This is a genomic window from Pseudomonas meliae (assembly GCF_001400515.1).
Taxonomy (GTDB): Bacteria; Pseudomonadota; Gammaproteobacteria; order Pseudomonadales; family Pseudomonadaceae; genus Aquipseudomonas; species Aquipseudomonas amygdali.
In genome coordinates, this window is the sequence record NZ_LJQT01000208.1 from 1 (window position 1) to 25773 (window position 25773).

20 protein-coding genes and 3 pseudogenes are annotated in these 25773 nt (G+C 59.5%); 11 read left to right on the forward strand and 12 right to left on the reverse strand.

Features of this window, described 5'->3' with window-relative positions; translation table 11 throughout:
- Positions 1 to 24 precede the first annotated feature (24 nt).
- Positions 25 to 324: a hypothetical protein gene (locus ALO64_RS09190; RefSeq protein WP_044344709.1), complete on the forward strand. Its 300-nt coding sequence runs from the start codon at positions 25 to 27 to the stop codon at positions 322 to 324.
- An 80-nt stretch (positions 325 to 404) separates the two neighbouring features.
- Entirely contained in the window at positions 405 to 1625 is a 1221-nt protein-coding gene (locus ALO64_RS09195; protein WP_005733214.1) for a glycosyltransferase family 4 protein, read from the forward strand.
- On the opposite strand, the gene ALO64_RS09200 is transcribed toward ALO64_RS09195, so the two are convergent.
- The 3 genes from ALO64_RS09200 to ALO64_RS09210 form a co-directional block, all read right to left on the reverse strand.
- Positions 1594 to 2697 carry an NADH:flavin oxidoreductase gene (locus ALO64_RS09200; protein ID WP_044344708.1) on the reverse strand — a complete coding sequence of 368 codons (1104 nt, stop codon included), beginning with the start codon at positions 2695 to 2697 and terminating at the stop codon, positions 1594 to 1596. The genes ALO64_RS09195 and ALO64_RS09200 overlap by 32 nt on opposite strands.
- A 180-nt stretch (positions 2698 to 2877) precedes the next feature.
- Positions 2878 to 3366, reverse strand: a complete 489-nt coding sequence (locus tag ALO64_RS09205) for a glutathione peroxidase (protein WP_044344707.1) — start codon at positions 3364 to 3366, stop codon at positions 2878 to 2880.
- A 132-nt stretch (positions 3367 to 3498) separates the two neighbouring features.
- Positions 3499 to 3984 (reverse strand): FKBP-type peptidyl-prolyl cis-trans isomerase, encoded by a 486-nt coding sequence (locus ALO64_RS09210; protein ID WP_002552205.1) that lies wholly within the window; start codon positions 3982 to 3984, stop codon positions 3499 to 3501.
- Positions 3985 to 3998: 14 nt separating this feature from the next.
- Here ALO64_RS09210 and ALO64_RS24130 point away from each other — a divergent pair, with 14 nt between their 5' ends.
- The 3 genes and pseudogenes from ALO64_RS24130 (at position 3999) to ALO64_RS09220 (ending at position 7444) form a co-directional block, all read left to right on the forward strand.
- Positions 3999 to 4304 carry a DUF3565 domain-containing protein gene (locus ALO64_RS24130; protein ID WP_005733216.1) on the forward strand — a complete coding sequence of 102 codons (306 nt, stop codon included), beginning with the start codon at positions 3999 to 4001 and terminating at the stop codon, positions 4302 to 4304.
- A 77-nt stretch (positions 4305 to 4381) separates the two neighbouring features.
- Complete coding sequence (gene pta, locus ALO64_RS09215) at positions 4382 to 6472, forward strand: phosphate acetyltransferase (protein ID WP_044344706.1); 2091 nt, start codon at positions 4382 to 4384, stop codon at positions 6470 to 6472.
- A gap of 63 nt (positions 6473 to 6535) precedes the next feature.
- A pseudogene (locus ALO64_RS09220) lies at positions 6536 to 7444 on the forward strand (acyltransferase).
- Between the two features lie 137 nt (positions 7445 to 7581).
- Here the strand turns inward: ALO64_RS09220 and ALO64_RS09225 are convergent.
- From ALO64_RS09225 to rutR, 6 genes and pseudogenes are all read right to left on the reverse strand, one after another.
- Positions 7582 to 8271: an OmpA family protein gene (locus ALO64_RS09225; RefSeq protein WP_005733218.1), complete on the reverse strand. Its 690-nt coding sequence runs from the start codon at positions 8269 to 8271 to the stop codon at positions 7582 to 7584.
- Between the two features lie 113 nt (positions 8272 to 8384).
- A pseudogene (locus tag ALO64_RS09230) lies at positions 8385 to 9300 on the reverse strand (ABC transporter permease).
- A complete protein-coding gene (locus tag ALO64_RS09235) occupies positions 9300 to 10415 on the reverse strand; it encodes an ABC transporter permease (protein ID WP_044344705.1) in 1116 nt (371 codons plus the stop codon). Before ALO64_RS09235 ends, ALO64_RS09230 begins: the two are co-directional and overlap by 1 nt.
- Entirely contained in the window at positions 10408 to 11919 is a 1512-nt protein-coding gene (locus ALO64_RS09240; RefSeq protein ID WP_044344704.1) for an ABC transporter ATP-binding protein, read from the reverse strand. The genes ALO64_RS09235 and ALO64_RS09240 overlap by 8 nt, the downstream gene beginning before the upstream one ends.
- Entirely contained in the window at positions 11916 to 13007 is a 1092-nt protein-coding gene (locus ALO64_RS09245) for a BMP family ABC transporter substrate-binding protein (RefSeq protein ID WP_044344703.1), read from the reverse strand. Before ALO64_RS09245 ends, ALO64_RS09240 begins: the two co-directional genes overlap by 4 nt.
- Before the next feature lie 221 nt (positions 13008 to 13228).
- Positions 13229 to 13957: a pyrimidine utilization regulatory protein R gene (gene rutR / locus ALO64_RS09250; RefSeq protein WP_031595175.1), complete on the reverse strand. Its 729-nt coding sequence runs from the start codon at positions 13955 to 13957 to the stop codon at positions 13229 to 13231.
- Between the two features lie 269 nt (positions 13958 to 14226).
- On the opposite strand from rutR, the gene rutA reads away from it, so the two are divergent.
- The 6 genes and pseudogenes from rutA to ALO64_RS09280 all read left to right on the forward strand — a co-directional run bounded on the left by rutA (position 14227) and on the right by ALO64_RS09280 (position 19264).
- A complete protein-coding gene (rutA, locus tag ALO64_RS09255) occupies positions 14227 to 15309 on the forward strand; it encodes a pyrimidine utilization protein A (protein ID WP_005733224.1) in 1083 nt (360 codons plus the stop codon).
- Positions 15309 to 16046, forward strand: a complete 738-nt coding sequence (gene rutB / locus ALO64_RS09260) for a pyrimidine utilization protein B (RefSeq protein WP_002552195.1) — start codon at positions 15309 to 15311, stop codon at positions 16044 to 16046. Before rutA ends, rutB begins: the two co-directional genes overlap by 1 nt.
- A gap of 10 nt (positions 16047 to 16056) precedes the next feature.
- Positions 16057 to 16440, forward strand: coding sequence for a pyrimidine utilization protein C (gene rutC, locus ALO64_RS09265; protein ID WP_002552194.1), 384 nt, complete (start codon positions 16057 to 16059; stop codon positions 16438 to 16440).
- A 44-nt stretch (positions 16441 to 16484) separates the two neighbouring features.
- The gene (rutD, locus tag ALO64_RS09270; protein WP_002552193.1) at positions 16485 to 17264 is read left to right on the forward strand and encodes a pyrimidine utilization protein D; all 780 of its coding nucleotides are present in this window, start codon (positions 16485 to 16487) and stop codon (positions 17262 to 17264) included.
- Between the two features lie 13 nt (positions 17265 to 17277).
- Positions 17278 to 17797: pseudogene (locus ALO64_RS09275) on the forward strand (flavin reductase).
- Between the two features lie 285 nt (positions 17798 to 18082).
- Positions 18083 to 19264 carry an HD-GYP domain-containing protein gene (locus ALO64_RS09280; RefSeq protein ID WP_005733226.1) on the forward strand — a complete coding sequence of 394 codons (1182 nt, stop codon included), beginning with the start codon at positions 18083 to 18085 and terminating at the stop codon, positions 19262 to 19264.
- A 24-nt stretch (positions 19265 to 19288) separates the two neighbouring features.
- Here the strand turns inward: ALO64_RS09280 and ALO64_RS09285 are convergent, their stop codons facing one another.
- The 3 genes from ALO64_RS09285 to ALO64_RS09295 all read right to left on the reverse strand — a co-directional run bounded on the left by ALO64_RS09285 (position 19289) and on the right by ALO64_RS09295 (position 25558).
- Entirely contained in the window at positions 19289 to 22018 is a 2730-nt protein-coding gene (locus ALO64_RS09285) for a LuxR C-terminal-related transcriptional regulator (RefSeq protein WP_044344701.1), read from the reverse strand.
- Positions 22019 to 22227: 209 nt separating this feature from the next.
- Complete coding sequence (locus ALO64_RS09290) at positions 22228 to 23592, reverse strand: DUF1329 domain-containing protein (RefSeq protein WP_044344700.1); 1365 nt, start codon at positions 23590 to 23592, stop codon at positions 22228 to 22230.
- A 28-nt stretch (positions 23593 to 23620) separates the two neighbouring features.
- The gene (locus ALO64_RS09295) at positions 23621 to 25558 is read right to left on the reverse strand and encodes a DUF1302 domain-containing protein (protein ID WP_005778004.1); all 1938 of its coding nucleotides are present in this window, start codon (positions 25556 to 25558) and stop codon (positions 23621 to 23623) included.
- Positions 25559 to 25773: the final 215 nt, after the last annotated feature.

Below are 25773 nucleotides of genomic sequence, written 5' to 3' on the forward strand. Positions count from 1 at the left end.
CTAGACAACAGGAGCCATAGAGCAATGGAAAACATCGTAAATACCGCAACAGTCAAACCCATTAACACCAACCGGCCTGCCGGTCTCGAAACACTCCCGCAATCGCGATCAGGCAGGTTTGCTCAGATATTGAGCCAGAGGGTCGAAGAACTTACAGCGGCCGAACCTGCAACTCTGGGCAAACATATCCAGCCCCGCTCGACCTTTTTTTTGGACAACATGAGCCTTGAGCAGCGCAGATCTGTGGTCGACAAAAAGGGATTTCTGCCGAGACCTGCAGCCATGGAGCGAATAGCAGACCCTCAGAATCACCGATTGAGATGAATCGGGGCGGTTGATGTGAAGCCACTTGAAGTTCACACAACCGCCACATAACCGAAATGTAACCAGCCGAAACTGCTCCCATGAGCAAAATTCTTAACGTCACCCTGATTACTGAAACCTTCATTCCCGAGATCAACGGCGTTGCCAATACCCTGGGGCGTCTTTGTGAAGGGTTGCGGTTGCGCGGGCACCGGGTCGAGCTGGTTCGGCCGCGCCAGAATGACGAGACCCATGCAGGTGCCGCAGAAGACCTGTTGCTGTGCCGGGGCTGGCCGATACCGGGCTATCCAGGGTTGCAATGGGGTCAGTCTTCGATGCACAAACTGCTGCGCCGCTGGCAGCGGCGTCGACCGGATGTGTTGTACATCGCCACTGAAGGCCCGCTGGGGCTGTCGGCGCTACGGGCAGCGCGGCGTCTGGGTATAGCGGTGATCAGTGGCTTTCACACCAACTTTCCACAGTACACACAGCAATACGGCATGGGTTTTATCACCCGGCTGCTGACCCACTACCTGCGCTGGTTCCACAATCGCTCGCGCATGACGCTGGTGCCGAGCATCAGCCAGAAGATGGAACTGGAGCGGCGCGGCTTTGAAAGAATCGAGTTGTTGTCTCGCGGCGTGGACAGCCAGTTGTTCAACCCGTCCAGGCGTTCGCAGACTCTGCGCGAAAGCTGGGGCCTGCAAGCAGGTGATATAGGCGTGATACACGTCGGTCGCCTGGCACCCGAGAAAAACCTGGGCCTGCTCAAAGTCAGCTTCGAAACGCTCAAGGACAGTTACCCGCAACGTAATATCAAACTGATTGTTGTCGGCGAAGGGCCTCAGCGCCAGCAGCTTGAGCAGCAGATCCCGGATGCGATCTTCTGCGGCACTCAGCGCGGTGAAGTGCTGGCCATGCACTATGCCTCGGCAGATATGTTTCTGTTCCCCAGCATGACCGAAACGTTCGGCAACGTGGTCCTTGAAGCGCTGGCCTCAGGGTTGGGTGTGGTCGCTTACGACGAAGCCGCTGCCGGGCAGCATATTCGTCATGGCCACAATGGGGCCTTGGCCATGCCGGGTGACGAGGCGGCATTCATCGACGCGGCGCGCTGGTTGCTGGAAGACAGCGAAACATTGCGCCGGGTGCGCCTCAATGCTCGTCAACACGCCAGTCGCCAGGGCTGGACGGCGATAATCGATCAGTTCGAACGGCAATTGCGTGAGGCCTGCCCGGGCGAAAAACCTGTAAATGCCAAAGAGATCAGGCCGGTAGCCAGCAAGAAGATCAGACCAGTGTCATCAGTGCGTCTCGACTGAAAGGCAGGATGTCCTGCTCGCGGCCCTCGCGCACTTTCAATGCCCAATCCGGATCGACCAGCAGCGCACGTCCTACCGCCACCAGATCGAACTCGTCGTTGCCCAGCCGCTTCAGCAGATTTTCCAGGCTGGCCGGCTGAGCGACCTTGTCGGTGTTGACCATGAACTGCAGGAACTCGCCGTCCAGTCCGACGCTGCCGACAGTAATGGTCGGTTTGCCGGTCAGCTTGCGCGTCCAGCCCGCCAGGTTCAGTTCGGAGCCTTCGAACTCAGGCTCCCAGAAACGCCGGGTAGAGCAATGGAAGATATCCACCCCGGCGTCAGCCAGCGGTTGCAGGAATTCGCCCAGCGCCTCGGGCGTCTGCACCAGACGTGCGGTGTAATCCTGCTGTTTCCATTGTGAGAAACGGAAGATGATCGGGTAGTCCGCACCAACCGCGACGCGCACCGCCTTGATCAGCTCGATGGCAAATCGCGAACGGTTGGCCAGGCTGCCACCGTACTCGTCACTGCGCTGATTGCTGCCCTCCCAGAAGAACTGATCAATCAGATAACCGTGGGCCCCATGAATTTCGACACCGTCCATGCCAATCGCCTTGGCATCGACAGCGGCCTGAGCAAAAGCGGCCACAACATCGTCGATGTCCTGTTTGCTCATGCCATGCACCAGCACTTGACCGTCCTTGACCTTCTCCATCGGCCCATAGGCAGGCACGCTTCCGTCCGGCTCGGTACCAATACGACGAACCGCACCGACGTGCCAGAGTTGCGGGACGATCTTGCCACCCTCAGCGTGCACCGCCTCAACTACCTTGCGCCAGCCCGCCAGTGGCGCATCACCAAAAAACTGCGGAACGTTCGGGTAGCCGTTGGAAGCCTTGTGGTTGACCGTCGTTCCTTCGGTGACAATCAGCCCGACACCTGCCGCCGCGCGACGCCGGTAGTACTCGATCACCTTTGAGTTGGGTACATGTCCCGGCGAGAACGAACGGGTCATGGGTGCCATCACCACCCGCGACGACAATTCCAGGCTGCCCAGACGGAAAGGCGTAAACAAGGCTTCTACCGACATGCGAAACTCCGGAAAAATGGTTGCACTACGGCGACAAGCGCCGGATCAGGCGCGCAGAAAATCGCTGGGCATCAGCGCTGGCCCAGTACTATTGATTTGGCTGATTTGAGTGCAAAAGCCGCCAAGGCGCAAGACAGCCGGGCAAGCACACGCTAACCCGGTGCTACCTCGATGAGGTGATCAGCTTTGTGCCAAGGCCTTTTCAATGGCCTGAATCACTGCGGGATCATCCGGTGCAGTACGCGGAGAGAAACGCGCGCTCACGCCACCGTTCTTGCCGACCAGAAACTTTTCAAAATTCCAGGTGATATCCCCGGGAAACTCGGCGCCTTCGCCAGCCAGCAGGCGATAAAGCGTATGCCGGTCAGGGCCATTGACGTCGAGTTTTTCACCCAGCGTAAAGGTCACGCCGTAATTGAGTTCGCAAAATTCGGCGATCTCTTTTTCGCTGCCCGGTTCCTGCCCGGCAAACTGGTTGCACGGCAGCCCGAGAATCTCCAGGCCCTTGTCCTTGTATTGCTGATAGAGGTTTTCAAGTGCTGCGTATTGCGGTGTCAGCCCGCATTTGGACGCGACGTTGACCACCAGAACCACTTTGTTCTTGAAACCCGCCATCGGCAGTTCCTGACCACCCAGCGCTTTCAATTTGATGTCGTGAAAAGCACTCATGAGAACCCCTTTTGAAACAAGTAACCCAAAGCCACAACCTGAAAAAAGGCACCGTGACCGCACGCGTAACGAAAGTCGTCATCGCAGAACAGCCAGGGCGCCTTTTCAGTGACCTGAGCTTAGCAGCACAAATCAGTGTTGATGACCGCCTTCACCGTGAACATGGCCGTGAGCCATTTCTTCTTCACTGGCATCGCGGATAGCCACAACCTTTACGTCGAAGTTCAGGCGCTGGCCCGCGAGCGGGTGGTTGCCGTCAACAGTAACGTCATCGCCGTCCAGATCGCGGATGGTCACGATCTGCATGCCGCCGTCCGGACCGGATGCGTGGAACTGCATGCCGACTTCGAGTTTGTCGACACCTTCGAACATGCTGGCGCTCAGGGTGCTGACCAGTTCGGCGGAGTATTCACCATAGGCATCTTCCGGCTCGACGGCTACCTTCAGCTCGTCACCGACGTCCTTGCCTTCCAGCGCCTTTTCCAGGCCCGGGATGATGTTGCCTGCACCTTGCAGGTAAACCAGCGGCGCACCACCGGCAGAGCTGTCGATGACCTCACCAGCGTCGTTGGTCAGGGTATAGTCAATGGAGACAGCCTTATTGGCGGCGATCGGCATGGGGACAAGACCTTTTGCTTAAGATTGAAGAACGAGCAAGTTTAACCAAGCAATCGCCCGAAAGCGAACGCAACTCTGACAAACGGCCCAGAATGGAAGGTTCAACTGTTATCAACTTGCAACAGGATCAAGAAGGGCACTGGATTGCCGTGCTGTCCTGCGGCCACACTCAGCACCTGCGCCATCAGCCGCCATGGCAGTCGCGAGCCTGGGTTCTTGACCCGATAAAACGCCAACAGATGACAGGTCAGGCCTTTCGCTGCGGCTGGTGTGCTAACGCCGCAGATAACGATAGTCTTGCCGCAGAGAAATCGCGTTAGACGATTTCCGGACTTTTTTGGTCAGCAGCTGTTCCCTATGTGCTGCGACCCTTGCACTGCTCAATCGAGAAGCCAGTATGCAGACTTTTTTTATCGCCCCCACTGACTTCGGCGTGGGGTTGACCTCTATCAGCCTGGGCCTGGTGCGCACACTGGAGCGCGCAGGCTTGAAAGTAGGTTTTTTCAAACCGATTGCCCAGCCGCACCCCGGCGATCTGGGCCCCGAGCGCTCGACTGAACTGATGGCCCGCACCCACGGCCTGAAGCCGCCCAAGCCTCTGGGGCTGGCGCATGTCGAGCGCATGCTCGGCGATGGTCAACTGGATGAACTGCTCGAAGAGATCATCAATCTTTATCAACAGGCAGCTGCCGGCAAGGACGTGCTGGTGGTCGAAGGCATGGTCCCGACCCGCAGCGCGAGCTATGCCGCGCGGGTCAATCTGCATCTGGCCAAGAGCCTGGATGCTGACGTCATTCTGGTCTCTGCCCCGGAAAACGAAGTGCTTGCCGAGCTGTCGGGCAGGGTCGAATTGCAGGCCCAGCTGTTTGGTGGCCCCAAGGACCCGAAGGTGCTGGGCGTGATACTCAACAAGGTGCGCACCGAAGAGAGCATGGAAGTCTTCGCCTCTCGCCTGAAAGAGCACTCTCCACTGCTGCGCAGTGGCGATTTCCGACTGCTGGGCTGCATTCCCTATCGTGCTGAACTGAATGCGCCGCGCACTCGTGATGTGGCCGAATTGCTAGGCGCGCAGGTACTCAACGCAGGCGATTACGATCAGCGGCGCATGTCCAGAATCATTATCTGTGCCCGAACGGTGCTCAATACCGTTCCACTGCTCAAGCCGGGCGTGCTGGTCGTGACGCCGGGCGACCGTGACGACATCATTCTGGCAGTGAGCCTGGCGGCAATAAATGGCGTACCGCTGGCGGGCCTGTTGCTGACCAGCGATACCGTGCCCGACCCGCGCATCATGGAACTGTGCCGAGGTGCATTCCAGGCCGGTCTGCCTGTGCTGTCGGTCAGCAGCGGTTCCTACGACACGGCAAACCGGCTCAATCAGTTAAACAAGGAAATCCCCATCGATGACCGCGAGCGCGCGGAAAACATCACCGATTTCGTGGCCGGCCATCTGGACGCCGGCTGGCTGCACCAGCGCTGCGGAACACCCCGCGAGCTGCGCCTGTCGCCTGCCGTGTTTCGCTATCAACTGATCCAGCGAGCACAGGCAGCCAACAAGCGTATTGTCCTGCCCGAAGGCAACGAACCGCTGACCATTCAGGCGGCGGCCATCTGCCAGGCGCGCGGTATCGCGCGCTGTGTGTTACTGGCCAGACCCGAGGAAGTGCAGGCCGTGGCTCAGGCACACGGTATCGAGCTGCCACCGGGGCTGGAGATTCTTGACCCGGAGCTGATTCGCGAGCGCTATGTTGCGCCGATGGTGGAACTGCGCAAAAACAAAAGCCTGAACGCGCCCATGGCCGAGCAACAGCTCGAAGACCCGGTGGTCATCGGCACCGTAATGCTGGCGCTGGACGAAGTCGACGGGCTGGTATCGGGCGTCATTCACTCCACCGCCAACACCATCCGGCCGGCCCTGCAACTGATCAAGACCGCGCCGGGCTGCACGCTGGTGTCTTCGGTATTTTTCATGCTGTTCCCCGAGCAGGTGCTGATGTACGGCGACTGCATCATGAACCCGCATCCGAGTGCCAGCGAGCTGTCCGAGATCGCCTTGCAAAGCGCCGACTCAGCCACTGCGTTCGGCATTTCGCCACGGGTAGCGATGATCAGCTATTCCAGCGGCAACTCGGCCAGCGGCGAAGAAGTGGAGAAGGTCCGCGAAGCAACGCAACTGGCACGGGAAACCCGGCGCGATCTATTGATCGACGGGCCGCTGCAGTATGATGCGGCCGCCAACGAACATGTCGCCCGACAGCTGGCTCCGGACAGCCCGGTGGCAGGACGTGCCAACGTGTTCGTGTTCCCGGACCTCAATACTGGCAATACCACCTACAAGGCGGTGCAACGCAGTGCCGACTGTGTAAGCCTTGGCCCGATGCTGCAAGGCCTGCGCAAGCCGGTGAACGACCTGCCACGTGGCGCACAGGTGGATGACATCGTCTATACCATCGCACTGACGGCGATACAGGCCGACACGCTGTCCTGATGCCTACTCATGATGCCGCAGACCCATCTGCGGCTTTCGACAACTTCCGGAGCCATCTCCTTCATGGATTTTCTGCCTGCCCCGTTGCGCGGCGTCATCGCATCGCTGTTATTGGCGCTGAACACCATCGTCTGTTGCACGGTGCTGTTCGCGGTCACGATCCTCAAGATTTGCCTGCCCTTCTCTGCGGCACAGCGCTTTACCGACTGGCTGATGAGCCACATCCATGAAACCTGGATCGGCAACAACAATGCCTGGATCAAGCTGCTCTGCCACACCCGCTGGCACCTGAGCGGGTTGGAAGGGCTCGATTACAAACACTCGTATCTGGTCACCAGCAATCACCAGAGCTGGGTCGACATCATGGTCTTGCAATACGTGCTCAACCGGCGCATTCGTCCGTTGAGATTCTTCCTCAAGCAGGAGTTGATCTGGGTCCCGATCATCGGCCTGGCGTGGTGGGCGTTGGGTTTTCCGTTCATGAAGCGTTACTCCAAGGCGTACCTTGCGAAACACCCGGAAAAGAAAGGCAAGGATCTGGAAACCACCCGCCGCACCTGCGCGAAGTTTCGTCACAACCCGGTGGGGATTTTCAACTTCGCAGAAGGCACGCGCTTCACCGCCGGTAAGCACGCGCAGCAGAACTAGCCCTTCCGCCACTTGCTCAAACCCAAGGCTGGCGGCATTGCCTTCGTGCTCGATGCGATGGGCGAACAACTGGAGTCGATCATCAACGTGACCATCCATTACCCTGGCGGACAACCCGGCTACTGGGATCTGCTGTGCGGTAACGTGAGGGAAGTGGTTGCCCACTTCGAAGAGATCAAAATCCCGCAGCAGTTTCTCGGCAAAAATTACGACCAGGACGGCGAGTACCGCCTGGAATTCCAGCAGTGGATCAATGCGCTATGGGAAGAAAAAGACGGGCTGCTGGACCGGCTGCATGAGCAGTATCCAGCGCAGCATGGATAGTGACTCGTGGGAGCGAGCTTGCTCGCGAAAAGGCCATAAAGGCCGCCGCAAAACTAGCGTTTTAGCCATCGCCTTCGCGAGCAAGCTCGCTCCCACTTTGCCCCGCATTCAACCAACCCGCGACGCAACGTTGTTGATCAGTACTGCTGACCCGGAATCGGCTTGAGGTTTACCTCGACGCGGCGGTTCTGGGCGCGGCCATTGACATCGGCGTTGCTGGCAATCGGTTGGTCGGGGCCCGCGCCGCGCACGGAGAGGTGCGATTGATCAACGCCCTGCGAAGTCAGGTAAGTCGCAACGCTTTGTGCGCGCTGCTGCGACAGGTCCATGTTGTGCTGGCGGCTGCCGGTGCTGTCGGTGTAACCGACGATTTCAATGTTGTTCTGGTTGAACTGCTTGAGTGAATTCGCCAGGTTGTTGAGCGGCGAATAGAAGCTGCTGGCGATTGCCGAAGAGTCCGTTGCGAACGTGATGTTACCTGGCATGATCAGTTTGATCTGGTCACCCTGACGCTGCACCTCGACGCCAGTATTGGCCATGCTCGCGCGCAATGCTGCTTCCTGCTTGTCTGCGTAATAGCCATACCCCGCCGATGCAGCGCCCGCAACGGCAGCACCAATCAATGCGCCCTTGCCACGATGATTGTGGTCGATGGCGGCACCTGCTACTGCACCGGCCAATGCGCCGAGTCCGCCGTACTTGGCTGTTTTGCTCATGCCACCGGAGCTTTGCGCCTGGCCTTGATTGTCATAGGGATTGGATGTTGCACAGCCCGACAGCATGGCTACGGCGGTGGCAACAATGATCAAACGACGCGAGGTAAACATTCAGGAGCTCCTGGTTTTGACGAACGCTGGTAACCGGATTAGAGCATGCCGGCTGTCAAAAATTCCTTAACCCCTGCTGAACCGCCCGTATTACGGCGCTTGACGTGTTTTGCTCAGCGTCGTTCCTCACGAATATAAGGCTCGCCCAACGCACCCGGCTGACTGCTGGATTGACGCTTGCCGCTTGCCACCCAGACCATCACCAACAACGTGACCGCGTAGGGCGTCATCAAGACGAAATACTGAGGCAGGCGCACCCCCGTGGCCGCCAATTGCGGAATCAGCGCCTCGATGCCACCGAACAGCAAAGCACCGGCCAACGCACGCCAGGGCGACCAGCGCGCGAAGATCACCAGCGAAACCGCAATCCAGCCGCGTCCGCCTGTCATGTCCGCGATCCACATCTTGGTACTGAGTACGGCAATGAAGCCGCCCGCCAGCCCCATCAATGCAGAACCGGCGACAATTGCCGCCAGGCGGTAACCCAACACAGAAATGCCTGCGGCATCGGCGGCCTGCGGGTTCTCGCCGACCGCGCGCAGACGCAGCCCGGTGCGCGTACGATCGAGCAGCCAGACCACCGCGATGAAAATCACCACGGTCAGGTACACCAACGGGTTCTGCACAAAGACCCGGCCCACCACCGGCAGCTCGGACAAAGGCCATAGTTCCACCGCCTGCAAGCCGCTGACTGGCCGGTTGGTCCAGCCAAGCAGCGTACCCAGCAGCCCGACAGAAGAACACCAGCGCCAGGCCGGCAATCACCTGATTGATCCGCAGCACCAACACCATCAGCGCAAACAGCAACGAAACCAGACCTGCCGCCACCATCGACGCCAGCAGCGAAAGACCAGGCGAGCCCAGGCTCAACTGCATACCGATGCCTGCCAATGCGCCGACCAGCATCAGCCCCTCGACGCCCAGCGCCAGTACACCGCTGCGCTCGATGAGGATCAGGCCCAGTGCGGCCAGCGCAAACGGCACGGCGAAATCCGGTGCGCTGCCCAACCAGTGGGAAATAAGCTCCATCAACGTTCTCCTGCCTGAATGCGCCGCAGGCGATGGCGGATGAAAAAGTCCGACGACGCGACGCAGATCACCAGGATTGCCTGGATCAACTGCACCATCGAAAACGGAATCTGGTAGAACACCTGCAGGTTGCGCCCGGCCACGAACAACATGGCGATCAGCAGCGCGACGACGGTGGCGGCCACCGGGTTATTGCGGGCCAGAAAGGCGATGAGAATCCCGGAAAACCCGTATCCCTGATAGAACGACTGGGTAAGGCGCCCTTCCTGCCCGGACGTCACAACGAAACCTGCGAGCCCCGCCAGTGCACCTGAAAGCAGCACAGTGCCAATGATCATCTTGCGCACCGGCACTCCCACAGCCCCGGCGACCTTCGGGTTGGCATCGACGAAGCGCAGGTACAGCCCGGCCCGCGAGACGCCGACAAACCACAGGGTCAGGCCGGTGACCAACAGCGCCAGGGGGATCGCCGCGTTATACCCCGCAAACAGATCAGGCAAACGCTCAAAGCTCTGAAACGCAGGCGAGTAGGGAAAGTTGTCTCGCGGGTCCTTCCAACTGCCATAAACCAGATGCAGAAGGAAGTTGGCGGCGATGTAATTGAGCATCAGGGTCGAGATGATCTCGTTGACCTGCCACTTGAGCTTCAACAGCACCGGCCCCAGGCTCCACAGCAACCCGCAGATCACAGCCGCCGCCATCATCAGCGGCAGGCGCAGAACTTCCGGCCCCACCTGGAACAGCGAAATCGCCGTGGCGCCAATCGCTCCCCAGATCATCTGGCCCTCCAGCCCCAGGTTCCAGAAGCGCGCACGAAACGCCATGCACCCGGCCAGGCCGACCATAATCATCGGCGACGCCTGAAACAGCACAGCCTTGAAGTTTTGGGCATCGAACACCGTTTGAACGACGAATCCGTTGAGCAACTCGTCAGCAGGCACCCCGGCAAGAATCAGGATAGTGGTACAGATCGCCAGGCCGACCAGCAACGCCAGGGCTATGATCAGCGCCTGCAAGGGCCAGCCAGTCTGCTGACGAAGTTCCAGCGTGTAGCGGCGCGACAGCAACGGTTGGCGTGCCGGAGCAGTCTGTTGCAATGCAGTTGTGTCACTCATGGCTCACCATCGCTTTGCCGATAGCCTGACGGTCAGCGGGGTAATCGAACTCGGCGACGACACGCCCGCCGTTCATTACGCCGATACGGTCAGCCAGGCTCAATACTTCGTCCAGGTCTTCGCTGATCACCAGCACCGCAGCGCCTGCATCGCGTGCCGCGCGCAGGCGGGCATGCACTGCCTGTGTGGCACGCACGTCCAGGCCACGGCTCGGGCTATGCACCAGCACCAATTGCGGGTCGCGGCTGAATTCACGGGCGATCACCAGTTTCTGTGCGTTGCCGCCCGACAGCAGTGCAGCTTTCTGGTCGAGAGAGCGCACGCCCTGCACATCGAAGTCCGCCACTGCGCGTTGCGCGTCCTGTTTCAGGCGCTTGTAGCCCAGACGCCAGAAAGAACCGTATTGCCCGCTATGGATGTTGCCGATGCCGAAGTTCTCGGCTACCGACAGCGATCCGGCCAGCGCCGCGTCGTAGCGGTCCGCCGGGATGGAAGCGATGCGCAGTTGCCGACGCTGATCAGCCGACGCACTGCGCAGGTCGCCAAAAGAGGCCATGTGGATTTCGCCCTCGGTGGCCTGCGGCAGCCCCATCAATGCGTTGGCCAGTTCGGCCTGACCATTGCCGCCAACGCCTGCAATACCGTAGATCTGCCCGGCGTGCAGGGTCATGTTCACGCCGTTGAGTGCGCCGCTGCCGACGCTGCGCAAATCGCGTACCTGTAAACGAACCTCACCAGGCGTTGCGCAATGATGTTCTGCGACCGGCACCGACTCGCCCACGGTCAGTTGCACCAGTTGCTCGACACTCACCTTCTGCGGGTCAACAGTCTGCACGGTGCGCCCGCCGCGCATCACGGTCACACGGTCGGCATAGCGTTTGACGTCGGCCATCTTGTGCGTCACCAGAATCACCGCAGCGCCCTGCCGCGCAAAGGTCTGAACGGTCAGCAGCAAACGTTCGGCCTCCTGATCGGTCAGGACTGCGGTCGGCTCATCAAGGATCAGAATGCGCGCACCGGCCAGCAGCACCTTGAGAATCTCGACGCGCTGCTGCTCGGCAACCGACAGTCTGTCGACGGTCCGGGCCGGGTCAATCGCAAACCCCAGTTCGTCCGCCTTGCTGACAATCTCTTGCTCCAGCGCACGCAGACACTTGCGATAGCTGCCTTCGCCCGGTTGCTCAGGCAGCGCCAACAGAATGTTCTGCGCCACTGTAAAGGGCTTCACCAGCTTGAAATGCTGGTGAACCATGCCAATCCGGTAACGGCTGGCGTCCCTGGGCCCCTGAAGCTGAACCGGGTTGTCGTCCAGCAGCAGCGTGCCGGTTTCCGGTGCGTACAGCCCAGCTGCAATGTTCATCAGTGATGACTTGCCTGCACCGTTCTCGCCCAGCAACGCATGCACTTCGCCCCAACAGGCGGTGAAGTCGGCATCGATCAGCGCCTTGAAGCCATCGAACGATTTACTGATGCCAGTGAGTTGCAGCGCGTTGACCTGACTCATTGCTGAGTCTTCACGCCTTCGACAAACCAGTCCATTTTCCACAGATCCGGGTCAGACAATTGCTGACCGACCTCAACCCGCTCCTTGCCGTCACGGTCCGCCAGCGGTCCGCTGTAGATGATTTTCCTGCCTGCCAGCAGTTCGTCACGCTCGGCCATGATCTTCTTGCGATTGTCTTCCGAAATGATCGGGTCTTTGCTCAGCGTGATATCGGTGCCGCCCTGCTGCATCGACAGCAGTGCACCGTTGGCAGGCGGGGTCCAGTTGCCCGCGATGACCTTTTTGAGCTCTGGCCCCAGGAAGCGGTCCCAGACCCACAACGAAGAACAGACGGTTGCCTTGGGGGCAAACTCGCTCAGATCCCGATGGTGGCCGGTGCCATGAATGCCGCGCTCCTGAGCGACGATCTGCGGTGTCGGGCTGTCGACGTGCTGGCCGACCACATCGACGCCGTTGTCGATCAATGCCATGGTTGCCGCGCGCTCCTTGACCGGGTCATTCCAGGCGCCGGTATAAACCACAGTGACGGTGGCTTTCGGATTGATCTGCCGGGCACCCAGTTCGTAGGCGTTGATGGTCCAGTTGACCTGGCCGAACGGGTTGGCGGCGACGAAGCCCAGCTTGCCGGTTTTCGACGCAGCACCAGCGGCCATGCCGCACAGGTACTGGCTCTCGTAGGTACGGCCATAAAACGATTCGAGGTTCGCCGCGTTGGTGGTGCCCGAGCCGTTCAGGAACGCAACATCAGGGTATTTTTTGGCCAGCGCAAGGAAGGTATCTGAGTAACCGAATGCAGTGCCGACGATGATGTTGGCACCGCGTGCGATGAGCCGGTCGACAACGGGGGTAATGGCAGCGGCGTTCTCGGGCACGCTTTCCACGAACTGGATTTTTGTGTCCAGATCCTTCTCAAGCTTCACGCGCGCCTCATCGAATGCCTGAGTCCAGCCGCCGTCATTGCGCGGGCTGATGTAGACCATGGCGATTTTCGCGGGTCCCTTCAGGGTCAAGCCCTCGGCCTGAGCGAAGCCGGCGGCCCCGAACGCTACAGCCGCACACAATGTCCCGGGCAACAGTTTCTTGTACATAGACGTTTTCCTGAGGGTAATGGCCGATGAGGGCAGCACGTGGCCGACTCTCAGGCCGTAGCAGCATCCATGCCACTACCGGGAAAACGCTATGGAACAACGGCCTGACTCGATTTCACCGCGCAGAACAGATCAAATGGTCTGAATCAGAGCACTTGGTTTGTGCATGACCTGCATTCGCTGCGCGTCCAGGGTGCGCGTGTCGGGGCCCGCGCAATTTTTCAGGCAGTACGCGGCAGGATGCCGTCCAGGATCATGCTGCGCAGGCTCGCCAGCACTTCTTCGAAAAACACCGGGTCGTCCAGCGTCTTGCCGGTCACGGCCTCGACCTGAGTGCGGAAATCGGCGTAATGCTGAGTGGTCGCCCACAGGGTGAAAATCAGATGGTGCGGGTTGATCGGGGCCAACTGGCCATTGTCGATCCAGTGCTGAATGACTGCCACCTTGGCCTGCACCGTGTCGCGCAACGGGTGCTGCAACTCGCCCTGAATCAGTGGCGCGCCCTGCATCACTTCCATACAGAACAGCCGCGATTCGGCCGGGTGATCACGGGACATTTCCAGTTTGGCCTTGATGTAGGCGCCGATAGCCTGCACCGGTTCCTTGTCGGCAGTGAAATGCACCAGCGGGCTCAGCCAGACCTCAAGCAACTGACGCAATACGTTCAGATACAGATCATCCTTGCTGCTGAAGTAATACAGCAGGTTGGTCTTGGAAACATCCGCCAGGCTCGCGACCTGATCCAGGCTGCTGCCGTGCACGCCATAGCGGGAAAATATCTCCAGCGCCGCATCGAGAATCAGCGTGCGCTTGCCTTCCATCAGGCGCATGCGCCGCTTCAGGGAAGTAGCGCTGGGCTCGCGAGTGGTCTTGACCACGGTTTCGGGCTTGACCTTGCGTCCGCGCTTGCTCGCGGGCTCCGTCACAGGAGGTTTCTTGTTCACGCACATCCATCCAGTGATGCCGAAATGAGCGGGCATCTTAACGGGCGCAGCTGTTTTGTCGATATGGGTTACCCACCCGGTCGGCTCTGCCCCATCTGCGTGCGCCCTGCACAAACCAAGTGCTCTGATTCAGATCAAATGGTCTGCAAAAATGAGTTTTATTTGTAAGCGATTGAATAAAAACAATAAAAATTTATGCCCCGCTTAATGCAATGGCGAATTAAGAGATGAATCAAGTGCTCTGGCACGCATCGACCAACGCAGAGAGGCCTTATATGGACATCGGTATCTTCATCCCCATCGGCAACAACGGCTGGCTGATTTCCAGCAACGCACCGCAGTACATGCCGACTTTCGAGCTGAACAAACAGATCGTGCAGACGGCCGAGGGCTACGGTTTCGACTTTGCGTTATCGATGATCAAACTGCGCGGCTTCGGCGGCAAGACAGAGTTCTGGGAGCACAACCTGGAGTCCTTCACGCTGATGGCGGGGCTGGCGGCAGTGACCAGCAAGATCCAGCTGTTCGCCACCGTGGCCACTCTGACCATTCCACCTGCCATCGCGGCACGCATGGCCTCGACCATCGATTCGATCTCCAATGGCCGCTTCGGGATCAACCTGGTCACCGGCTGGCAGAAACCCGAATACGAGCAGATGGGCCTGTGGCCCGGCGATGAGTTCTTCCATACCCGCTATGAATACCTGGCCGAATACGCCCAGGTTCTGCGCGACCTGTGGGCCACCGGCAGCAGTGATTTCAAAGGCGAACATTTCAGCATGCAGGACTGCCGCGTCAGCCCTCGCCCACAGGCTGATATGAAGCTGATCTGCGCCGGCCAAAGTGAAGCAGGCATGGCTTTCTCAGCGCAGTACGCCGATTACAACTTCTGCTTCGGCAAAGGCGTGAACACCCCTACTGCCTTTGCGCCCACCGCACAGAAACTGATCGAAGCCAACGAAAAGACCGGCCGCAACGTTACCTCCTGCGTGCTGTTCATGATCATCGCCGACGATACCGATGAAGCGGCAAGGGCTCGCTGGGAGCACATCAAGGACGGTGCCGACGAAGAGGCCATCGCCTGGTTGAGCGAGAAGGGCTCGGCGGATAAGAGCGCCGGTTCGAACCTGCGGCAGATGGCCGACCCGACCTCGGCGGTCAACATCAACATGGGCACGCTGGTCGGCTCTTGGGCCACCGTGGCGCGAATGCTCGATGAAGTCGCCAGTGTGCCGGGGACTCAGGGCGTGATGCTGACCTTCGATGACTTCGTGAAAGGCGTCGAGGATTTCGGCGAGAAAATCCAGCCGCTGATGACCAGTCGCAAGCACATCGCGCAGCTCAAGGAGGTGGTCTGATGAATGCTTCGGCAACTGTCGCAGGCGTCGACCTGCCGGACGGGCAACCCGCCCGCGTGCTGCCCGCCCGCCCCGAGCCGCTGCGCATGAAACCCGGCGAAACCGCGCTGGTGGTCGTCGACATGCAGAACGCCTACGCATCGCTGGGGGGTTATCTGGACCTTGCCGGGTTCGATGTCAGCAGCACCGGGCCGGTTATCGCCAATATCAACAAGGCCTGTGCTGCCGCACGTGCGGCAGGCATACCGGTGATCTTTTTCCAGAACGGCTGGGACCCGGCCTATGTCGAGGCCGGAGGGCCCGGCTCGCCGAACTGGCATAAGTCCAATGCCCTGAAAACCATGCGCAAGCGCCCGGAGCTCGAAGGGCAACTGCTGGCCAAAGGCGGATGGGACTATCAACTGGTCGATGAACTCAAGCCACAGCCTGGCGACATTGTGGTGCCGAAAATCCGTTACAGCGGCTTCTTCAATTCCAGTTTCGACAGCGTGTTGCGCAGCCGCGGCATTCGCAATCTGGTGTTCACCGGCATCGCCACCAACGTCTGCGTTGAATCCACCCTGCGTGACGGTTTCCACCTGGAGTACTTCGGCGTGGTGCTGGCGGATGCAACCCATCAGGCAGGCCCCGAATTCGCTCAGCAAGCCGCGCTGTTCAACATCGAAACCTTCTTCGGCTGGGTTTCCAGTGTCGATGACTTCTGCACCACTTTCAGCCCTGTCGGGCAACCTTCGTGAGGACATACGCATGACCAAGAAAGCGATTATTCCCGCTGGCACCACCAAGCCCATTGCTCCATTTGTGCCGGGTTCAATGGCCGATGGCGTGCTCTACGTTTCCGGCACCCTGCCGTTCGACAAGGACAACAATGTGGTGCATGTCGGCGATGCGACCGCTCAGACCCGTCATGTGCTGGAAACCATCAAAAGCGTGGTCGAAACCGCTGGCGGGACAATGGACGATGTCACCTTCAACATGATCATGATTCGCGACTGGGCCGATTACGCCAAGGTCAACGAGGTGTACGCCGAATACTTCGCGGGCGAGAAACCGGCCCGTTACTGCATCCAGTGCGGCCTGGTGAAACCCGAGGCCCTGATCGAGATCGCCAGCATCGCCCACATTGGCTGAGCACTGACTTAAAAACCGACCTGAAGCCCACCCGGAGAACGTGCATGTTTCATGAAATTCATCGATGTCAGCATGCCGATGCGCCCCTGTTGGTGCTCAGTTCCGGGTTGGGCGGATCCAGCCGTTACTGGGCGGATGACCTGGCGGCGCTGACCCGCGACCATGACGTACTGGTCTACGATCATGCCGGGACTGGACGCAGCCCTGCGGATTTGCCGGCAGACTATTCGATCCGCCATATGGCCATGGAATTGCTGACCCTGCTCGACTCGCTCGATATCCAGCGTTGCCATTTCATGGGTCATGCGCTGGGCGGGCTGGTGGGTCTGGAGATTGCGCTGTTGCGCCCCGAATTGTTGCAAAGTCAGGTGCTGATCAATGCGTGGAGCAGCCCCAACCCACACAGCGCGCGCTGCTTTTCAGTGCGCAAAAAACTGTTGTTGAACAGCGGGCCGGACGCCTACGTGCAAGCGCAGGCACTGTTTCTCTACCCGGCAGACTGGATCGCCGCCAACGGTGCCCGACTGGCCGATGACGAGGCCCATGCGCTGGCGCATTTTCCCGACACCGACAACCTGCTGCGACGTATTCATGCACTGCAAACCTTCGACGTTGAGGCCAGTCTGGCTCGTATCCAGACGCCGACCCTGCTGATTGCCAACCGCGACGACATGCTGGTGCCCTGGCAACAATCGCAACATCTCGCCGAGGCACTGCCCAACGCCAGGCTGGTGCTGCTGGAATATGGCGGCCACGCCTCGAACATCACCGACCCATTGCCCTTCCAACGCACCCTGCTCGACTTTCTCAACGCACAGACCTGAAAGGACTCATCCCATGCATGCCGACTCTGAAACCCTTGCCACACTCCCTGCTGCCCCGGTCAGCCAGCTGGCGTTTCGCGATGCGATGTCCAGCCTTGCTGCAGCCGTCAACGTCATTACCACCGATGGCCCCGACTGCGACAGCGGTTTGCAGCGTGACCGATCAGCCTCCCACGCTACTGGTTTGTATCAATCGCAGCGCCTCGGTGTATGAAACCTTCATCGAGAACGGCCTGTTATGCGTCAACACACTGGGCAACGGTCAGCAGGACTTGTCCAACCTGTTCGGTGGCAAGCGCTCACAGCAGGAGCGTTTTGACGGTGGCCAGTGGGAAAGCGGGGTGACGGGGGCGCCGATACTGAACAGCGCCAAACTGGCCCTCGACTGCAAGGTGACCCAATCCGTCAGCGTCGGCACACATGACATTCTCTTTTGCCAAGTGCTGGATATCAGGCATCAGGGTGAGTCAGACGCCTTGGTGTACTTTGCCCGTCAGTATCATCACTTGCCAGGTGCGGCACCCGCTGCCTGAAGATGCTTTTCAGCACTTGAACGCGTCAGGAAATCTACACTGCGCCTGTTTTGCACAGGGCACTGCGGGCTGCCTGACGGGTTGCTGACACAACAAATAGACAAGATTTTTTCGCAGGCAGCGCCCTATACTGGCACCTTGAGATCAGGATGATCCTTGCAGTCAACGAGGTGAAATCATGTCGATCGGTAGCCCTTGCACTCTGCTGGCCTCATCTGGCAGTTGGCCGTCTGCTTTCTTCGCTTGCCCGTTGCCTGCCGTGCCAACACACCCGGGTGACTAAGCATGCTGAAAAAAATCCCTGTCGCTGAGCTTGCCCTTGGCATGTACATCCATAAAATCTGTCGCCGCTGGACCAACGATCCATTCTGGATAGGCTTGGTCGAAGTCATGCTTGATGACGTCGAGGTGCTCAAGCGCATCCAGCAATCGGGCACCCGGGAAGTCTGGATCGAAACCGGAAAAACCCGTGTACAGGCACCTCAAACAGCACCAGCACCCTCCATAGATGACACCGCACCAGCCAGTCTGGACAAGGAAGTCCTGCGCGCCCGGGCCATTTGCGGTAGAGCCAGAAACGCCGTCATGGCCATGTTTACCGAAGCCCGCATGGGCCAGGCGATGGATGTCGACAACGTGCAGTTGCTGGTGGAAGAAATCTCCAGTTCGATCCTGCGCCACCCGCATGCGCTGATCAGCCTGTCACGCTTGAAAACGTCCGACGAGTACACCTACATGCATTCGGTGGCGGTCTGCGCGTTGATGGTCGCGCTCGCCAGACGCATGGGCCTGCCTGATGATCAGGTGCGCGAAGCGGGTGTGGCCGGGCTGATGCACGATGTCGGCAAAATGATGATTGCTCCGCACGTACTCAATAAACCGGGCCGCCTCACCCATGACGAATTCGAGATCATGAAGGCTCACCCCGAACTGGGTCTGAAGATACTCAAGGAAAATCAGCCCGTGGCGGCGACGGTGATGGATGTGTGCTTGCACCACCATGAGAAGGTCGACGGCTCGGGCTATCCCCACGGCCTGAAAGGCGACCAGATCAGCATCTTTGCGCGCATGGCCGCAGTCTGCGATGTGTATGACGCCATTACCTCCGACCGCCCCTACAAAAAGGGCTGGGGCGTTGCCCATTCGATTCGCGAGATGGCTTCATGGAAAGGCCATTTTGATGATGTGGTGTTTCAAAGCTTCGTCAAGACCGTGGGCATATACCCGACCGGTACGCTGGTGCGTCTGGAAAGCGGGCGTCTCGGCGTTGTGGTCGAGCAAAGTGAGGCGTCGCTGCTGAAACCGAGAGTGAAGGTCTTCATGTCGGCGCGGACCGGCAAGACGTTCGCCGCGCAGATCATCGATCTGGGCAGTTTTGCCGACCCGGACGCGATCGTCAAAATCGAAACGCCGACCGACTGGGGTATGGAAGAGGTTGATACGCTGTGGGCGGGCAGCCCGGCCTGATCAGTTGATGAGTCGCCCTGCCGGCTAACCCAGCAAGCCCAGTACCTTCGCCCTCGCCACCGCCTGGGTACGCCGCTCGACGCCTAGCTTGCTGTTGATGTGGCTGGCGTGAGTCTTGACGGTGTGCAGGGAAATGAACAGTTGCTCGCTGATCTCCTGGTTGGAACAGCCCTGTGCAATCAAATGCAGTACGCCCAGCTCACGCACACTCAGGCAGTCGCTGTCATGCGCAGGCTCGGGTGTCGGTGTGCAGGAGGCCGGGAGCTCTTCCAGCAAGGCCTCGCGAACCTTGCAGGGCGGCAGTTGCAGCAGTTGCTCATGCAGCCACTGGGAGTGCTCGCCCAGTAGCGTTTTGAAGGGGATCAGAGCCCCTCCGGCCGCTGACTGCAGGCTGCGCAGCAGCAGCTCTCGCGCTTCGTCGCGACGCGTCTGGCTCAGCAGCAGACCTATCTGCTGAGTCATCGCGATAAGCCCGAGCAGTGGCGCGCCCACCTCCCGGGCATGCCGCTCCAGCGCCTGCAAACGTTGCTCGCTGGCAACATCATCACCCTGCAGTCGATCCAGCACCGCACGCTGCAATTCGATGTGTTGTGGCAGTTGCGGATGACACTCGGGGGCCGCAGCGCCCGGCTCGCCGTTGTAGGCCTGAGTCAGGCGCAACAACCAGGCTTCGGCGAGGTCCATGCGCCCTTGCAGCAGCCACAATTCGCATTTCACCAGAGTCACCATCGCCAGATAGTAGATCGGTGGCACATCCCAGATGTGCATCAAACGTTCGACCTCGGCAAGTTCGGCGAAAGCTTCGGCAAACCGACCGGCGCAGCCCTCCATGGTGGCAATCACGCAGTGGCCGATCAGCACACTGATGTCGCGACAGGCGCGCGCTTCGGCCAGCCCGGCCAGCAATAAAACCCGCCCTTGGTCCACTTGCAGGCGCAGGGTCAGCAAATAGCCTTCATACAGCGTCAGGCGCGCGCGAACTGCGTACAAGCGCACGGTGGACAACCCTTTGAGGCGCTGCTGCCCCCGGCGTACTTCATCAAGCGCACGCAGAATTTCGCCTCGAGCCTGCAAGACCCTGGCGCGATCGTAATGCGCCAGCGCTTCGAACAGTGGATTGGCAACCCGCTGTGCCAGCTCCAGCGCATCACGATTCAACACGCGGGCGCGCCACAGATCACCATTGGCAACCGCAAGGTTGGCCAGCGTCGACAGGCAGACAAGCCGTTGGCCATAGCGTTTTTCCGGCAAGGTCAGCAGGGCTTCAGTGCAATAGCGTTCGGTCTTTTCACTGTCTCCACGGCCACGCGCGATGATGCCGCTGAGCGCCAGCCACTGCGCGAGCATGGATTTTTGCGCAGTCGCCGAGGGCGCTGGCAGGAACCGGCTCAATTGATTGGCCAGTTCCTCGGCGGCGTCCAGCTGGCAGGCCAGCCCCAGCGCCCAGGCGTAGAGCACAATCAAGCGTGGCGTGCTGGTCAACAGATCATCCGGCAAGTCCATCTTCCAGCGCAGCAACATGCCGACATTCTGCTCGGCCAGCAATTGCTCTTCAGAGAGGCTCTGCACCAGATTGGCGGCCACATCCAGATGCCCGGCGCGCAATGCCTGTTCCACCGCTTCATCCAGCTGGCCCTGAGTGCTGAACCAGCGACAGGCATTAAGGTGCAGCCGGGTCGGTTGCGCGCCGCCAGCCTGACGCGCGCGCAACAGATCGGAAAACAGATGATGATAGCGAAACCAGTGGCCCTGCTCGTCCAGCGGCACCAAAAAGACCTGATGCGCCTGTAGATAACGGATCATCTCGACGCTGTCATGGCTGTCCCGCGCGGCGTCGCACAGCCCGGCGCAAAAACGCTCAAGACACGCAGTGTCATAAAGAAACGCCTGAACATCGGTCGGCAGGCAGTCGATCACCTCTTCAAGCAGGTACTCGCGAATCAGCACCTCACTGCCGCGCAGCGCCTGCGAAAAGGCGCTTTCATCGCCCGCTTCAGACGCTGCCAGCAACCAGAATCGCAACCCGGCCACCCAGCCTTCGCTACGCTGAATCAGGTTTTGCAGCACCTCACTGTCGAGCGAGCTGCTATGGCGGTCCAGCACTGCCATTGATTCCGCGTGCGTCAGGCGCAGATCCTGCTCGTTGATTTCCAGCAACTGGCGCGTCAGACGCAGGCGTGCCAGGTGCCAGTCCGGGCGCTGTCGGCTGGTCACCATGACCACCAGCCCAACCGGCAAATGATTGAGAAAAAACTGCAGGCAGCGGTCAAGCACCGGGCCTTGGGCCAGATGATAATCATCCAGCACCAACAGCAGCGGTTTGCTCAGCATCAGGTGCATGGCCAGTTCGTCGAGCAGACCGTCGAGCCATTCCTCGAACGCGAACGGCTGATGGCGCTGACGCATTTTCAGCAGGCTCATTGCCTGCGTGCCCAGTTGCGGGAAAAACTGCTGCAGGCTGCCCAGCAAACGCTCCAGAAAACGACCCGGGTCGCTGTCCCGCGCGCTCAGCCCCAGCCATACGTTCTGCCATTTGTCCGGCAAGCCCTGACAGAACTCGTCGGCCAGCGAACTCTTGCCAAACCCGGCCGGGGCGCATACCAGCAGCAACCTGCCGCTCAGCCCGTCCTCGAGGCGTTGGCACAGGCGGGAACGAGGGACGTAACCCTCAGGGAGTGGCGGGCGAAAAAATCGCCCCTCCAACGCAGGAATCGCGCTGTCTGCGAACCCTTGCATTCGGGACAGATCAGTCATGGCCGGCTCGTGTGAAAATCGTTGTTGCGGCATAGCGGTGTTCGGAGACTAGCGGGTAAATCGCCTCTTTTGAAAGGTCATCAAGGAAAAGACTGTAACAAAATTCCTACAGCTTATAAGACCGTGTCCTCTACGTGAAAAAGCCCCATTAAAGGGGCTTTTCAAGCACATGACCAAGACATTGATTTACAGCGTGTATCGGTCAGGTATCAACGAACCCCTTCCTGACGCAGCGCGTTGGGGGTGAAGTCGCTGGTGCCGGCAGTGAAGCCGAACTCATACGCCCTCTTCTCTTCGTTTTTCATGCCCAGTGCCACGTAGCGACCGGATTGCATGTCGTACAGGGTTTCAATCGCGTACCAAGGCACTTGTTTGTCGTAGTAGTTTTCCGAGTGTGCCTCGGCAAAGCGCCACAGCTGGCCACGGCCGTCATAGTGGTCGATAACGGCGGCCTGCCAGGTGTCTTCGTCGATGAAGAAGTCACGCTTGGCGTAGATATGACGCTGACCTTCCTTGAGGGTGGCGGTCACGTGCCAGACGCGACGCAGCTCATGGCGGGTCAAGTCCTGGTTGATATGGCCAGCCTTGATGATGTCAGCGTACTTGAGCGTCGGATCGTCCAGCTTGTGGCTGTTGGAAGCGATGTACATTTCCTGCTTGCCGATCAGTTTCCAGTCATAGCGATCAGGCGCGCCGTTGTACATGTCCAGGTTGTCGGAAGTACGCAGACCATCCGACGCGGTGCCCGGCCCGTCATACGAAACCTGCGGCGCACGCCTTACACGGCGCTGACCGGCGTTATACAGCCATGCCGAGCGCGGTTCGGCGACCTGATCCAGGGTTTCATGCACCAGCAGCACACCGCCCGCCAGACGTGCTGGGGCGGTCACCTCCTGTTTGAAGTAGAACAGGATGTTGCCCGGGTTTTTCGGATCGAAATCCCTCATCTTGTCGCGAAACACGAATTGATCGGAGAAATACACCAGGCTGTACGAGCCATTGGGCTGTGGCGTGGCCTGGGTAACCAGACGCTTGACGCTGCCGCCCCGGTAACGGGTGATGTGGTTCCAGATAACCTCGACGCCACTGGCCGGGATCGGAAACGGGATGGCCGTATCGAAGTTTTCCAGACCGCTGCCGCCACCGACCAGTTTGGTGGTCGTCGCGTTCTTTTTGATGGCGGCAAACACTTCATCCGGCACGGTGGCACCGCGATGGGTCGGGTAGACCGGAATCCGGTAGCTGTCCGGATAACGTTTGAACATCGCGTACTGGCCCGGTGCGAGTTTGTCCTTGTACTGCTCTACATTGGCCGCGGTGATGGTAAACAACGGCTTTTCGCTGGCATACGGGTTGGCGAGGAACCCTTTGCTGTCCACCGCTCCGGCATTTTTCGGCAGCGGGCTCCAGGCAGGGATGGTGTTGGCCGCATTGCCAGCCTTTTCAGCGCCCATCGGCGTCAGCGAGGTACCCAGCTTTGCCGCTTCGGAGGCGGAGACCGCCGCCATCACGCTGGTCGCCAGCAACGACATGCCCAGAACCCCGGCTTGCAACAGACTTTTTGTTATTTTCATATTCATCGTCATCCTGAAAACCATGCTCTTAGAAGTTCATGCCAAAGCTGAGCGCCACGAAATCCCGGTCATCAACCGTGGTGTATTTGCCATCAAAGAAGTTGGTATAGGAAAGGTTCGCGGTGTAGGTGTTCTGGTACTCGGCATCGAGCCCCAGGCTGACGGCCTTGCGTCCCTCTTCGAAGTTGCCGCCAGGGCCCGGCGAATAGCCTTTGACGTCGTGCGACCAGGCCACGCTCGGCTTGAGGTTGACCCCGGCAAACACACTGTTGTAATCCCAGATGGCACGGGCGCGGTAGCCCCAGGAGTTGGCCGTGGTAAAGCCGTCGTCTTCGCAATAACGGGTCAGGTTGTTCTGCTCGGCACCGGTCAGCGTGCCTGCGTTGAGCGTCGCGCATTGGCCGCCAGGCAGCGGGCCAGGACCGTACACAGGGTCACGGCCGTAGCGAATTTTGGAAGTGCTTTCCAGGCCACCCACGTGGGTCCAGCCCACTTCACCGACCACCGTCAGACGCTCTGCGCCCATGACCTGGTCGAAGAACTGGGTGAACGTGGTTTGCAGTTGAGTGATTTCCTTGCGGCGATAACCGGGCTGATCAGTATTGGGCTGCCCGCTCAGCAGCGAAACGTTGGGGTTGAGCGGCGAAATACCCGAATACAGGATGTCGGTGGTGTTGACCTGAATCGGTGCATTCGGGCGGTAGCTGATCTCGCCGCTCCACGCGGTGCCGGTAGGCAAGGTGGTCGAGAAGCTCAGACCGTACAGACGGATGTCTTCCGGGTATTCGACGTAGTAACTGGAGTTGCCTGCCACGACAACCGGCAGTAGCGTGGGTGCGAGTCGCGTCGCCGTTGCTGCCGGTATACCGTTACGGACCAGCGAACCCACCAGGCCTTGAGGGCTGAACGAAGCAGCCGAGCCGCCGCGTCCGCTGAAGATCGGCGCACGGCTGTGGTAATTCATCATGTACGCACCGAACTCGGTATCCAGCGGCTCGAAGTTGTAACGCAAGGCAAAGCCGAACTGGCCACTGTCACGCGCATCGCGGTCAGGCCCACGGCGCACCACAGCGCCCTCATCCGGGTTACCGAACACTACGCCCTGCTGCGACAACGAGTTGAACACCGCGCCGCGTGCGCCTGCTGGCAAACCGGCAGCCGTCAGCGAACTGTTCAGGCCGCTGCGGCTGCGCAATACCGCGAGGTTGTTGTTGCAGCCATCGGCGATCACGTCCGGCTGCGAGAAGAAGGTGCCGCAGTTGTCGACGACAGTCTGGTCCCACTCCAGCTGGTAGAAGCCCTCGGCAGACAGGTTGTCGGTCAGGCTTTGCGACAGGTAGAACATGTTGACCGGAATCAGGCCTTCCTTGATTTCAGAGCCTGGACGCCGAAAGGCCGAGACATCGACCGGGTTGACGCTGTTGATGCCGCCCTGAATGAAGGTACTTTCACCCCAACTGATGACCTGCTTGCCGAAGCGCACGGCACCTGGCTGATCAGCGATCGAATAGTTGTGGTAGACAAACGCATCCAGCAACTGGAACCCGGACGACTTGGCGCCCTCTTTGCGGCCCGAGTCGCTGATGTCCTTGAACTCGCGGTTTTCATCCTTGAGCTCAAAGTCGTACCAGTATTTGCCACGCAGGAACACGCCGGTATCGCCGTACTTGAGTTCCAGGTCATGGATGCCCTTGAAAATCTTCGAAAACGTCTCCCCACGTTTGAAGTTCAAATGGCCGTCATCGGAGGTCTGCGACAGACCACGCCCGCCATTGTTGGCACCGATCAGGTTTTTATTGGGGTTTGCAGTCGACCAGCTGGCACCTACCGACAGCGATGAGTCGAAACTGCCTTCGATCTCACCGACGTTGAAGGTCACGCCAAAGGCCGGGCCGGCGAGCGAGGAAGCAAGGCTGACGGCCAGAGGCAGCCTGGCCCGACGCCAGAATGGGGGTGTGCTTGTCATCGACGCTACTCCTTGTGTTTTATTGTTATGGCAGTGGGAAAATCCAAAAACGACTCTGTCTTCGAATCACTACACACAGCCAGCTCCGCTCTTGCTCATTCCCTGTGCTGACTATAGCCAGCACGCCCTGACGCTAGATCCCTCTAAAGTGTGATTTGCAGGACCAACGCCTCTGGCCCGCCCGTTTCCGGAAGGCCGCTAAGAGGGTGTAGACA

What these genes read in the sequence shown, in the direction of transcription:
- ALO64_RS09190 (WP_044344709.1), top strand. Translation starts at nt 25, where the DNA reads ATGGAAAACATCGTAAATACCGCAACAGTCAAACCCATTAACACCAAC.
- ALO64_RS09195 (WP_005733214.1), top strand. Translation starts at nt 405, where the DNA reads ATGAGCAAAATTCTTAACGTCACCCTGATTACTGAAACCTTCATTCCC.
- ALO64_RS09200 (WP_044344708.1), bottom strand. Translation starts at nt 2,697, where the DNA reads ATGTCGGTAGAAGCCTTGTTTACGCCTTTCCGTCTGGGCAGCCTGGAA.
- ALO64_RS09205 (WP_044344707.1), bottom strand. Translation starts at nt 3,366, where the DNA reads ATGAGTGCTTTTCACGACATCAAATTGAAAGCGCTGGGTGGTCAGGAA.
- ALO64_RS09210 (WP_002552205.1), bottom strand. Translation starts at nt 3,984, where the DNA reads ATGCCGATCGCCGCCAATAAGGCTGTCTCCATTGACTATACCCTGACC.
- pta (WP_044344706.1), top strand. Translation starts at nt 4,382, where the DNA reads ATGCAGACTTTTTTTATCGCCCCCACTGACTTCGGCGTGGGGTTGACC.
- ALO64_RS09225 (WP_005733218.1), bottom strand. Translation starts at nt 8,271, where the DNA reads ATGTTTACCTCGCGTCGTTTGATCATTGTTGCCACCGCCGTAGCCATG.
- ALO64_RS09235 (WP_044344705.1), bottom strand. Translation starts at nt 10,415, where the DNA reads ATGAGTGACACAACTGCATTGCAACAGACTGCTCCGGCACGCCAACCG.
- ALO64_RS09240 (WP_044344704.1), bottom strand. Translation starts at nt 11,919, where the DNA reads ATGAGTCAGGTCAACGCGCTGCAACTCACTGGCATCAGTAAATCGTTC.
- ALO64_RS09245 (WP_044344703.1), bottom strand. Translation starts at nt 13,007, where the DNA reads ATGTACAAGAAACTGTTGCCCGGGACATTGTGTGCGGCTGTAGCGTTC.
- rutR (WP_031595175.1), bottom strand. Translation starts at nt 13,957, where the DNA reads ATGTGCGTGAACAAGAAACCTCCTGTGACGGAGCCCGCGAGCAAGCGC.
- rutA (WP_005733224.1), top strand. Translation starts at nt 14,227, where the DNA reads ATGGACATCGGTATCTTCATCCCCATCGGCAACAACGGCTGGCTGATT.
- rutB (WP_002552195.1), top strand. Translation starts at nt 15,309, where the DNA reads ATGAATGCTTCGGCAACTGTCGCAGGCGTCGACCTGCCGGACGGGCAA.
- rutC (WP_002552194.1), top strand. Translation starts at nt 16,057, where the DNA reads ATGACCAAGAAAGCGATTATTCCCGCTGGCACCACCAAGCCCATTGCT.
- rutD (WP_002552193.1), top strand. Translation starts at nt 16,485, where the DNA reads ATGTTTCATGAAATTCATCGATGTCAGCATGCCGATGCGCCCCTGTTG.
- ALO64_RS09280 (WP_005733226.1), top strand. Translation starts at nt 18,083, where the DNA reads ATGCTGAAAAAAATCCCTGTCGCTGAGCTTGCCCTTGGCATGTACATC.
- ALO64_RS09285 (WP_044344701.1), bottom strand. Translation starts at nt 22,018, where the DNA reads ATGACTGATCTGTCCCGAATGCAAGGGTTCGCAGACAGCGCGATTCCT.
- ALO64_RS09290 (WP_044344700.1), bottom strand. Translation starts at nt 23,592, where the DNA reads ATGAAAATAACAAAAAGTCTGTTGCAAGCCGGGGTTCTGGGCATGTCG.
- ALO64_RS09295 (WP_005778004.1), bottom strand. Translation starts at nt 25,558, where the DNA reads ATGACAAGCACACCCCCATTCTGGCGTCGGGCCAGGCTGCCTCTGGCC.